The sequence below is a fragment of the Pedobacter sp. 22163 genome (assembly GCF_052045595.1).
Classification (GTDB): Bacteria; Bacteroidota; Bacteroidia; order Sphingobacteriales; family Sphingobacteriaceae; genus Pedobacter.
This window is the reverse complement of sequence record NZ_JBQEPM010000018.1, coordinates 38,648-50,616: the sequence shown is the minus strand read 5'-3', so window position 1 is coordinate 50,616 and position 11,969 is coordinate 38,648. Positions and strand designations below refer to the sequence as shown.

Below are 11,969 nucleotides of genomic sequence, written 5' to 3'. Positions count from 1 at the left end.
TGCATAGGTATAAAAACCTTGACGATCTGTTAATGAGCCGCTACCGAGTTAGGTAATATTTGTATATTATTAATAGATAAAAATAAACTATAATTCCATTATACAAATCTAAAGGACGACCTTTCTATAGAAGTCTGTCATCCTGAGGCACGAAGGATCTTTTAAGCGATAGATTACTGATTTCATCGATTAATTGCTTCAAAGTCTAAGTAGTGTAGATAAAGATTCTTCACTGCGTTCAGAATGACACCAATGATTCTGCGTTCGGGATTGTAAGGGTTCAGTACCGATCCTTCATCGGTACCGGAGCGAAGCGCAGCCCTGAAAAGCCCGGACCCTTGCGCAGCTTGGGTAACGCCCAAATCAGTTAAAACTTACAATCCCATATAAGACTTCGATAGTTTAAAGATTCTTCACTGCGTTCAGAATGACAGCAAGCATTATCGCGACAATTTTTCAGTATAAAACACTAAATATCAGCAATTTAGTCATTAAAAACAAAATCTTACCGACAAAATTTCCGATTGTAAAATCAAAATTACTGTGGCATTTGTTTTGACTTAAAAGAGCTATGAACTTCAACAATTTTACTATAAAAGCCCAGGAAGCAGTTCAACAGGCTTCTGAAATAGCCCAAGGCAATCAGCAACAGGCTATTGAAACGGCACACCTGCTTAAAGGTCTGCTTACTGTTGATGAAAACGTAGTTTCTTATGTTTTAAAGAAGCTGAACGTTAACCTAAATTCACTAAATCAAAACTTAGATTCAGAGATTGCCAAGTTCCCAAAAGTGAGCGGAAGCAATGTCTATCTGTCATCTAATGCCAATAGCGCCCTTCAGAAAGCGCAAACATTTTTAAAAGAGTTTAAAGATGAATTTGTCTCTGTAGAGCATTTACTGTTAGGCATTTTAGCCGTTAACGATAGCACTTCGAAGTTATTAAAAGAACAGGGCGTTAACGAAAAGGACCTTAAAAAAGCCATTGTAGAATTGCGTGGCGATAACCGTGTAACGGATCAAAATGCAGAAGCTACTTACCAGGCCTTAAGCAAATATGCAAGAAATTTAAACGAATATGCCGAGAGCGGAAAGCTCGATCCGGTGATCGGTCGCGATGAAGAAATCCGCAGGGTAATTCAGATTTTATCACGCAGAACCAAAAACAACCCTATTTTAATTGGCGAACCAGGTGTAGGTAAAACAGCCATTGCAGAGGGTATTGCCTTCAGGATTATTAAAGGTGATGTACCTGAAAATTTAAAAAGCAAAGTGGTTTATTCGCTCGATATGGGTTCGCTTATTGCAGGTGCAAAATATAAAGGCGAGTTCGAAGAACGCTTAAAAGCCGTGGTTAAAGAAGTTACCCAGAGCGATGGCGAAATCGTATTGTTTATTGATGAGATCCATACTTTGGTAGGTGCTGGTGGTGGCGAAGGCGCAATGGATGCGGCGAACATTTTAAAACCTGCCCTTGCACGTGGAGAGTTGCGTGCCATTGGTGCAACAACTTTAGATGAGTATCAAAAATATTTAGAAAAGGATAAAGCATTAGAGCGTCGTTTCCAAAAAGTAATGGTTGAAGAACCTGATACACAGGATGCCATTTCTATCCTCCGTGGATTGAAAGAACGTTACGAAACACACCATAAGGTAAGGATTAAAGATGAAGCAATTATCGCAGCTGTAGAAATGAGTCAGCGGTATATTTCAGACCGTTTCTTGCCGGATAAAGCCATCGATTTAATGGATGAGGCTGCATCTAAATTGCGTATGGAAATGGATAGCGTGCCTGAAAATGTGGATGCTTTAGACCGTGAAATTATGCGTTTAGAGATTGAACGCGAAGCCATTAAACGTGAAAAAGACGACAGAAAGGTAAAAGAGCTTTCAGAAGAAATTGCCAACCTATCTGCCGAACGTGATGAATTTAAAGCCAAATGGCAAGGTGAGAAAGACCTGGTAGATGCGGTAAACAACGAGTTAGAGCAGATTGAGCACTATAAATTAGAAGCAGAGCAGGCAGAACGTGCAGGCGATTACGGTAAAGTAGCCGAAATCCGTTACGGGAAAATTAAAGAGGCCCAGGATAAAGTTGAAAAACTTAAAGCCGATTTAGAAAGCCAGCAAAGCGATAGCCGTATGCTTAAGGAAGAAGTTACAGCTGATGATATTGCAGGCGTAGTTGGCCGTTGGACAGGCATTCCGGTTACTAAACTGATTGCCAGTGAACGCGAAAAATTACTTCATTTAGAAGAAGAATTACACCAGCGCGTGGCTGGGCAGGATGAAGCAATCGAAGCCATTTCTGATGCGATCCGCCGCTCGCGTGCAGGCTTGCAGGATAAACGTAAACCAATCGGCTCTTTCATCTTTTTAGGTACAACCGGAGTGGGTAAAACTGAGCTTGCGAAAGCATTGGCAGAATTTTTATTCAATGACGAAAATGCGCTGACACGTATCGATATGAGTGAATATCAGGAGCGTCATGCAGTTTCACGTTTAATTGGAGCGCCTCCGGGCTATGTCGGTTACGACGAAGGCGGACAGTTAACCGAGGCCGTTAGGCGTAAACCTTACTCTGTGGTATTGCTTGATGAGATTGAAAAAGCACATCCGGATGTATTTAATATCCTGTTACAGGTGTTAGATGACGGACGTTTAACCGATAACAAAGGCAGGACGGTGAATTTCAAAAACACCATCATCATCATGACCTCAAACATCGGAGCACATTTAATTCAGGATAATTTTAAAAACTTAATTGATGAAAACCGTGAGGAGATAATTGCGAAAACCAAAAATGAATTGTTCGAGGTATTAAAACAGACCATTCGTCCGGAGTTTTTGAACAGAATTGACGAGCTGATTATGTTTACACCATTAAACCGCAGCGAAATCAGAAACATTGTAAGCTTGCAGTTTAAACATGTACAGCAAACATTGGCCGAAATGGGTATCGAAATGGATGCCAGCGATGAAGCTTTAGATTGGTTGGCACAATTGGGTTACGATCCGCAGTTTGGTGCCAGGCCGTTAAAAAGGGTTATCCAAAAAAGAATTCTAAATGAGTTGTCGAAAGAGATATTGGCAGGTAAGATAGATAAAGACAGCAAAATTAAACTGGATATGTTCGATCATAATTTTGTTTTCCTGAACCAAAACGCTGGTTAACATTCGGCGATTAAACCCCGTCCCGATTATATTGGGACGGTTTTTTTTTGCTCTCCAAATCTGTATATCTAAGTTAAGGAGGAAGCATTTTTAGCTTTTTTTAACACTTACATTGTTGTGATAGCAATTTAAGATGACTAGAATTGTAAAACACAACCGCTTGATAATGAATACAAAAATCTATCCGCTCTTGATTTTGGCTTTTTTTACATGCAAGGCTTTCGCGCAAAAATTTCAAAAACCCGCACTCTTAAAAGATATTATAACCTTACCCATGCCTGATACAGGCACATTTGTTTCAGTGTTTTACACCACAAATGAAAATCCGGAGATCATTGCAACCCATCGTCTCGTCCCTCAAACCGAAGTTTTAACTACAGTTATAATGACTGGTAGCCTTGGTAAAGGGCAAATTTTTGCCATTGGCTCATCAGATTATTTTAAAAGTAAATTATTGGCCGATCAAAATATCCAGAAATTACTAAAAAATATCCTCGAAAATGCTACTGATCATCAAAAAAAACTAAAAGTAGCGGTAACCAAAACTGCCGACCCTGCCTTGGTTAGTCTGTTAAAAGCCAATAAAGCAAAAGTTTACATAGCCGAAAACACTAAAATAGAGGACAAAACTGATCTTTACTTTTTAACAGAAGATATATCGGATACCACAGAACGGCAAGCACTCGAAAAATTTGTTCGTGGTGGTGGCAGTCTGGTTTATGGTTCGCCATATCCCTATGTTTTTAAGCACCGCGATCATACCAAATCGTACCTAAACGATCTGGTGAAAATCAATAGTGTATTAAGCAAAGCAGGCATATTTAACGCATATACTTTGTTTCTGGTAGAAAACACAAAAGATAGCTTAACATTCAAAAATGAACCTTTTTATCTTGATCTGAAAAATATTACAAGAGAACTGGTCAAACCCGTCCCCAAAGCAATCGACCCAAACGAGTATGCCTATGTTATAGAACCAACCCTCGAACTCGCTTTTTTGTATAATGCAGATACCAGCCAGATCATAAAAAAAATAAAGTCGATATTATCCATTAGTGATACACTCGCCGTACCAAGCATAAAAAATCCTCTTGATATTTCTACTCCTGCAAAAAAGGCAGGCTATAAATTTTCCAAATACCTTTTTGATAAAATCCATAATACCAGCGAAGCAGCAAATTTTGTATATCCTGATAGCAAATTTTTTCCCGGAGAAGTGCCTAAAAACGCAAAACGGACTGTTGAACAGATCAATATAGAAGTAAAAGTGGGCTCACAGGGATTAGCTGATCCTTATCCAAATTATTTCAGGCTGCACAGTACCGGGGTTTACATACCAGCGGGTGAGAAAGTTAATATTGTGGTCGATCCTAAATACAAAAACCAACATTTAAAGGCTCAGATCGGCATCCATAACGACGATCTAAAACACATGGATAATCTAGTTAGGGGCGGTTTTGATTTAACAAGATCGTTCGAACTGGATAAAGATACCACAACAGTTTTTTCGCCTTATGGTGGACTGTTATATGTAAAGATTTCAGATAGCTCTACCTTAAAATCAATCAATATTACGGCAAGTGGTGTAGTTAAGGCGCCTTATTATAATTTAGAAAAAAATACCCTTGCAGAATGGGAAACAATCAAAAATAACCCAGCTCCATGGGCAGAACTTGCTACCAATAACATTATTCTTACCGTTCCGTCATACAGGATCAAAAATTTAGAAAATCCAGAATCGTTAATGAAATTCTGGAATCAGGTAATGGATGCTGATGCCGATCTGGCTATCATTAACCGGAACAGGACACATCCCGAAAGAATTATTATTGATAACCAGGTAGCTTACGGCTATATGTTTACCGTATGGGATAAAATTGTGGCACCTGATGACCAAAGCTGTGCCTGGATGCTTGATGAAAAAATTGTAGGCACAACCGGAAGTTGGGGGCATTTTCATGAGCTGGGGCATCGTCATCAATTTTGGGCGCTTGATATGGACCAGGTAAGTGAAGTAACCACAAATCTTTATTCGATGTATGTGTATGATAAGGTATTGAAAAAAGGAATTTATAATCATGAAGCAATTAGCAGCAAAGAAGAAGTAAGAAAAAGAATCAAGGGTTATCTCGAAAATCAACCTAGCTTTGAAAAATGGGGGAATGATCCATTTGTTGCCCTAAGTATGTATATCCAGATTATTGAAAATTTTGGATGGGAACCCATTATCAAAGCCAATAAAATATACCGTGAAATGGACCCCAGAAAATACTACGATCATCCGCTGAGTAATCAGCAAAGGATCGATCTCTGGTATACAACCATCTGTAAAACTACCAATGCCAATTTATCTTCCTTTTTCGAAGTCTGGAAAATACCTGTGAGTGAAAAAGCAAAAAATGATACACGCGACTATAAAACCTGGCTCCCCACCGAGCTCGTTGCTTATCTTCCACATTAAGGTATATTATCCCTTAGCTAAATCTGCGGGATTTTTATTTAAAAAGTAACTAACATGATAGTTCATTTTCTTGCTTTTTGTTTCAATAATGATTATTATTGATTACACACAAAAACACAAATAAAATGAAACCTAAATTAATCATCATGGCGCTGCTTTGCGCCGTCAGTTGGCATTGCTATGCCCAAACTGAAAAAGGAACCGGCTTTGCCGGAATCAGTCTAAGCTTTGGAACCTCAAAACAAAACAACACCTCACAAAGCCTGAACACATTTACCGCTACACCTCGTGGAGGCTACTTTTTGGCTAATAATTTTGCAATAGGCCTGGAGATCCCGCTAAATCTTTCCAAACTGCGTGGCGAAAGTTATATCTCCTGGGATGAAGAAGATGGAAGATACGAAGACCGCTATGGTCCAAAAGAATTTAGTTTCGGCATATCTCCTTTCATACGCAAATATGTGGATGTTAAAAATCGGTTTAAGTTTTTTGCCCAGGCTAATTTGCTCCTCCAAATCAACACATTCAATAGAATTGACGATGAAGGTTATCTTATCCGTACCGATGCACGTGCAAAAGGCTTTGGGGCAAGCTTAACTCCAGGTTTTGCTTATATGCTTTCTAACGATTCGAGTATTGAGTTTTCGTTTCCTATTTTAAGTTTCTTCCATCAAAATTATTATGCTGAAGAATCGCTGTACAACTTTGATAAGAAAAATAACTTGCGGTTGGCACTCGATAACTTTACCCCTACTTTCACGATTAATATTCACTTCTAACTTTACCTCATGAAAAATATATTAAGCCGGTTAAACTTAAAGGTATTGAGCTTAACCCTGCTTTTAACTTATGCATTTAATATAAAAGCACAAACTGCAGAAAACAAAGAAATAACATATTACAGAAGCATTTTCCCAGAAGAAAATGGAAAGATCAAATCAATCGGCGATACCAATTTTGAATACTACAAAAGTATTTTCCCTGAAGAAAATGGAAAGATTAAATCCATTGGAGATAAGAAGTTTGAATATTATAAAAGTATTTTTCCAGAAGAAAATGGTAAAATTAAATCTGTAGGCGATAAAAAAATAGAATATTACAGAAGCATCTTTCCTGAAGAAAATGGAAAGGTAAAATCAATCGGAGATATGCCTATCGAATATTATCGAAGCATCTTCCCCGAAGAAAATGGAAAAATCAAATCTATCGGCAATTTGGCAATCGAATACTATAGGAGCATTTTCCCTGAAGAAAATGGGAAACTCAAATCAATAGGCGGTGCCCAGATCGAATACTACAGAAGCATTTTTCCGGAAGAAAATGGAAAACTCAAATCAATTACAGGTGAAACAGGAAGCGTTTTCAATTTCTCTCCTACTGAACTGTACTATTTTATCCTGAATGCAAATTCGAAGTAGAATACAATCCATTTATTCTTATCATCGAACACCGATCTAATAAATCAGATCGGTGTTTTTTTATCACCTTTATAAAAGAGGATGGGCTTTTTTATTTCTTTTTCGTTTCAATATTCGGTAAGAATCCGGTCAGTAAACCGATTAAAGGCAAAAACGCACAAACATTAAATACGTATTCAATACTCGTAGAATCAGCCAATTTTCCCAATAGTGCCGATCCGATGCCACCCATTCCAAAGGCAAAGCCAAAAAATAATCCAGCAACCAAACCAACTTTACCGGGAATGAGCTCCTGTGCATAAACCAAAATTGCGGAGAATGCTGATGCCAAAATCATCCCGATGGGAACAATAAGTACACCTACCCAAAACAGGTTGGCATGTGGCAGTAATAACGCAAATGGAGCGGTACCCAATATGGATGCCCAGATTACGTATTTCCGCCCTATTTTATCGCCTATTGGCCCGCCCAATAATGTCCCCGCTGCTACCGAGAATAAGAATACAAATAGATAGACCTGCGAGGTTTGCACCGAAACATGAAATTTATCGATCAGATAAAAGGTGAAATAATTGGTCAAGCTCGCCATATAGAAATATTTCGAGAAAATCAGCAAGAGTAAAATACATACCGAGAAAATCACCTTAGTTCTCGAAAATTGGTTCACAACAGTTTGAATATTGATCTTTTTACTTCTAGAAAGCATAAATCCCCTGTACCAATTGCCTACGTAAGTTAAAATAATAATGGCTAAAAGTGCGATTACCGAAAACCAGATTACGCTGAACTGTCCGTAAGGAACAATGATCCAGGCCGCCAACAACGGACCTAAAGAGCTGCCTGCATTACCCCCTAACTGAAAAACAGATTGCGCCAATCCCCTTTTTCCTCCTGATGCGGCGTGGGCCATACGCGAAGCCTCGGGATGAAATATAGAAGAACCTATCCCGATAAAACATACTGAAAGTAATATGGTGTAAAAATGGGTCGATTGTGAAAGCGAAATTAACCCGATCAGGGTAAAACCCATGCCAACAGCCAACGAGTAAGGTTGAGGCTTTTTATCTGTATACAAACCCACAAATGGCTGTAATAATGATGCCGCCAATTGAAAGGTCAAAGTAATTAAACCAATTTGCGAAAAACTTAAATGATAGCTGGTTTTAATGATGGGATAAATTGCAGGAATTAACGATTGTATCGTATCATTAAGTAAATGCGAAAAGCTTAAAGCGAAAAGTATTGGGAAAACAGTTTTTTCAATAATGGAAGTGGTCGTGCTATTCTCAGTCATAAAGGTAAAATATAACGCCAAAAATAGTGATTATAAACTTTTAAACTAAGCGATATGTCCTTGCAAAAACCAAACATTTTTATAAAGTTTCGGTTTTATAGTTATGGAAAAGAACAAAAAAATTATTGGCCTATGCGGAAGTCTAAGAAAAGGATCGTACAATGCCATGCTGCTTAAAGTCGCAGGCAGTTTAATCCCCGAAGGTATTGCTTTCGAAATTATAGCTTTTGATGATATTCCTGTTTACAATGCAGATCATGATTTACCGGAAGTTGAAGAAAGGCCGGCAAGCGTGGTGAAATTTAGAGATGCATTGGCCACTGCAGACGCTTTTATTATTGTTTCTCCTGAATACAACTATTCTATTCCAGGCGGATTAAAAAATGCCATCGACTGGGCCAGCCGTGGAAAAGATTCGCCTTTGATGCATAAACCAGTTGCTGTGATGGGCGCCACACAGGGCATGTGGGGAACGGTTAGAATGCAAACCGCATTTTTGCCTGTTTTTACTTTCTTAAATATGAACCCTGTACTGCAACCAGAAGTATTGGTTGCACAAGCACAAAATAAATTCGATGCGGATGGAAATCTAACCGATGAGAAAACCATCGGCATTATTAAAAAGAAAATAGAAAATTTAATTTCTGCTTGTAAGGTTTAATCCAAAACCGCAACAGGTCCTTCCCAAAAAAACCTGTCATTTTAGACGATTAAAATCTGACATTTATATAAAAAAAGTCAGATTGTCAATCTGTCATGTCTAAAAAATTAATCAGTCGATTAATTTTTAGTCACACGAAAATAATATTGACTTAACACTAATTTTATATCTGTTTAACAATTAAGCAGTTGACCAAAAACTGATTTTTTAATGACGCAGGCAAAGATTTTTGGCACAAGTGTTGACTTTTATTCAAATATAGTCAGAAATTAAAAAAGTAAAATTGACTATATTTTTATAACAAATAAATAATAAAAAAGATGAAAAAACTATTATTATCTTTAGTAGCAGTAGCAGGTTTAGTTTATGGTGCACAAGCACAAACTGAAAAAGGAAATTTTATGTTAGGTGGTAACGTAGGTGTAAACTCTACAAAAGTAGATGGCGCCCCAAAAGCGGATTTCAGCTTTAGCGTATTACCAAGTGTTGGTTATTTTATCAGCAACAACTTTGCGATCGGTACAGGTGTTGGTTACGAATACGATAAAAAGGTAAGCGAGAAAACTCAAGATGGTGCTTTTAAAGTTGCTCCATTCGGACGTTACTATGTAGGTTTGTCTGATCAATTCAAATTCTTCGGACAATTATCTGTGCCTTTGGCTTTCGGTCAGTTAAAAACAACTGATGCGAACGGTGATAACGCTGTTAAAACCGGTACTACTACTAAAATCGGTGTAGAACTTGCTCCAGGATTTGCATTTTTCCCAACAAAAAGAATCGGCATCGAACTTTCGGTTAAAGGTTTAAGTTATGAAAACTATACTTTAAAAGCTGAAGGAACTGGCGCTAAAGTTAAAACCAATACTTTCGGTTTAAACGCTGATACTTTCGCACCAAGATTAGGTGTACAGTTCTACTTTTAATTAATTCTCCCTTAGGGGAAACTTAATAAATGACTTTTTTTCGAAGAGCGTCCCGGTTTACCATCGGGACGCTTTTTGTTTTACTTTTTTTCTCTGATGGCTTTAAATTCAGACCCATCTTTCCATTTCGGATACGAATTTTCATTACTGATGCGGTAACCCATATCAAAGAGCATCCGAACATCTTCTACAATACCGGATAAATCCCATGTTTTGGAATCGAAATTATCCTGTGGTGAATGGTAACGGAATTTAGTAAAATCAGCTACCTGCTTTAATCCCCACGCCCTGCCATTTTTAATGTTATCTACCCCTGAACCTGTAAACAGTGATGGTACACCAACCTTGGCCAGATTAAAATGATCGGAACGATAGTATAATCCCGATGAGGGAACAGGATCTGGCACAATTACCCGCCCCTGTTTTTTAGCCGCCGTTGCAGCATAATCTTCCAATTCTGACTGACCAAAGCCGTACACCACAATATCTTTGGTTTTACCGGCGATACCCATCATATCCATATTGATATTGGCAACCGTTTTAGCCAAAGGGAAAGCCGGGTGTTTGGCGTAATACTCAGACCCTAAAAGACCCTGCTCTTCGGCGGTATAAGAAATAAATAAAATGGTGCGTCCGGGTGCTTTAGGCAACTTTTTAAAGGCCGAAGCAATTTCGAATAAAGAAGCTACGCCAGTTGCATTATCAACCGCTCCATTGTAAATAGAATCGCCCTGTATTTTTTCTCCCACGCCTAAATGATCCCAATGTGCCGAATAAATAATAGCTTCATCTTTACGCTTATCGCCTGGTATTTTAGCCAGAACATTATAAGTAACCGATTTTTTGATGGTATTTTTAACCTTTAGTGAAGTGGTGATATTTAAATCAACAGCTTTAAAACCTTTTTTCCGGGCGCTTAGAGCCAATTGATCGAATGATTTACCATCCAGTGCAAATAGCTGTTTCGCCTTATCTAAAGTAATCCAGCCCTCTACTACGGTCCTGCTCATTCCATTGTCTTCGCTTTGCAGGGTAAGTTTAGATTTCGACCAGCCACTGCGCACAACTGTCCAGGGATAAGCTGCCGGCTCGGTATCATGAACAATAATAATCCCTGTAGCCCCCTGCCTTGCAGCTTCTTCAAACTTGTAAGTCCATCTGCCGTAGTAAGTCATATTTTTACCTTTAAACAAGGTAGAATCGGCAAAGCCCGGATCATTGATCAACACCACCACCGTTTTCCCTTTTACATCTAGATTTGCATAATCGTTCCAGCCATACTCGGGCGCAACAATGCCATACCCTGCAAAAACCAGCGATGAGTTACTCATACTTACCTCATCTTGCACACGGCGCGTGCCAGCCACAAAATCGGTTAAATAATTGAGTGTTAAGGATGCTGTTTTTCCTTTGAAAACCATTTTATCTTCCGGCACAGATTTAATTTCTACCATGGGTACCTCCTGAAAGAAACTATCTCCATTGCCCGGCTGCAGGCCTAGTTTTTCGAACTGAGTTTTTAGATAATTAATCGTTTTGGTTTCTCCATTGGTAAAAGGTTTTCGCCCTTCTAAACTATCAGCCGCAATTACAGATAGATATTGGGTTAAACTCGAATCGTTAATGGCTTTAATGGCTAACGAATCGGCACTATCGCCAGTACTTTTTGCACCCTGTTTACAGGAGCCAAAGAACAGAAGTGCACAACTGGAAAGTAGAAGGAGTTTTTTCATTTATAAAGAATTGAATTTCAATAAAAAATTTCATTTGCTGAAAAATACGAAGAAATTAGGAGTTTCTGTGTTTATCATCCCTAATTTGAGAATCTCCAGCAGATCTCACAGATTTACGCAGACAAAGCTCGAACATCCTTAATTCCAAAATTCGGCGCTTATCATATTAAATCTGAGGGAACAAATATATCTCCCACAGATTGGCGCAGACAAAGCTTAAACACCCTTAATTCCAAAATTCGGCGCTTATCATATTAAATCTGAGGGAACCAAAATGCCTCCCGATAATCACCAAAGGTTTACGCAA

General features: G+C 38.5%; 8 protein-coding genes. 6 read left to right on the top strand and 2 right to left on the bottom strand.

The window, feature by feature from the left end:
• Positions 1 to 571: 571 nt before the first annotated feature.
• From clpB to ACTJKN_RS27060, 4 genes are all read left to right on the top strand, one after another.
• The gene (gene clpB / locus ACTJKN_RS27075; RefSeq protein WP_440828734.1) at positions 572 to 3,172 is read left to right on the top strand and encodes an ATP-dependent chaperone ClpB; all 2,601 of its coding nucleotides are present in this window, start codon (positions 572 to 574) and stop codon (positions 3,170 to 3,172) included.
• Between the two features lie 166 nt (positions 3,173 to 3,338).
• Positions 3,339 to 5,633, top strand: a complete 2,295-nt coding sequence (locus ACTJKN_RS27070) for a M60 family metallopeptidase (RefSeq protein WP_440828733.1) — start codon at positions 3,339 to 3,341, stop codon at positions 5,631 to 5,633.
• A 125-nt stretch (positions 5,634 to 5,758) separates the two neighbouring features.
• The gene (locus ACTJKN_RS27065) at positions 5,759 to 6,412 is read left to right on the top strand and encodes a hypothetical protein (protein ID WP_440828732.1); all 654 of its coding nucleotides are present in this window, start codon (positions 5,759 to 5,761) and stop codon (positions 6,410 to 6,412) included.
• Positions 6,413 to 6,421: 9 nt separating this feature from the next.
• Entirely contained in the window at positions 6,422 to 7,051 is a 630-nt protein-coding gene (locus tag ACTJKN_RS27060) for a hypothetical protein (RefSeq protein WP_440828731.1), read from the top strand.
• A gap of 91 nt (positions 7,052 to 7,142) precedes the next feature.
• Here the strand turns inward: ACTJKN_RS27060 and ACTJKN_RS27055 are convergent, their stop codons facing one another.
• Positions 7,143 to 8,345 (bottom strand): MFS transporter, encoded by a 1,203-nt coding sequence (locus ACTJKN_RS27055; protein ID WP_440828730.1) that lies wholly within the window; start codon positions 8,343 to 8,345, stop codon positions 7,143 to 7,145.
• Between the two features lie 103 nt (positions 8,346 to 8,448).
• Here ACTJKN_RS27055 and ACTJKN_RS27050 point away from each other — a divergent pair, with 103 nt between their 5' ends.
• A complete protein-coding gene (locus tag ACTJKN_RS27050; RefSeq protein WP_440828729.1) occupies positions 8,449 to 9,006 on the top strand; it encodes an NADPH-dependent FMN reductase in 558 nt (185 codons plus the stop codon).
• A 320-nt stretch (positions 9,007 to 9,326) separates the two neighbouring features.
• A complete protein-coding gene (locus ACTJKN_RS27045) occupies positions 9,327 to 9,929 on the top strand; it encodes an outer membrane beta-barrel protein (protein ID WP_440828728.1) in 603 nt (200 codons plus the stop codon).
• An 80-nt stretch (positions 9,930 to 10,009) separates the two neighbouring features.
• Here the strand turns inward: ACTJKN_RS27045 and ACTJKN_RS27040 are convergent, their stop codons facing one another.
• The gene (locus tag ACTJKN_RS27040) at positions 10,010 to 11,662 is read right to left on the bottom strand and encodes a M28 family metallopeptidase (RefSeq protein ID WP_440828727.1); all 1,653 of its coding nucleotides are present in this window, start codon (positions 11,660 to 11,662) and stop codon (positions 10,010 to 10,012) included.
• Between the last annotated feature and the right edge of the window lie 307 nt (positions 11,663 to 11,969).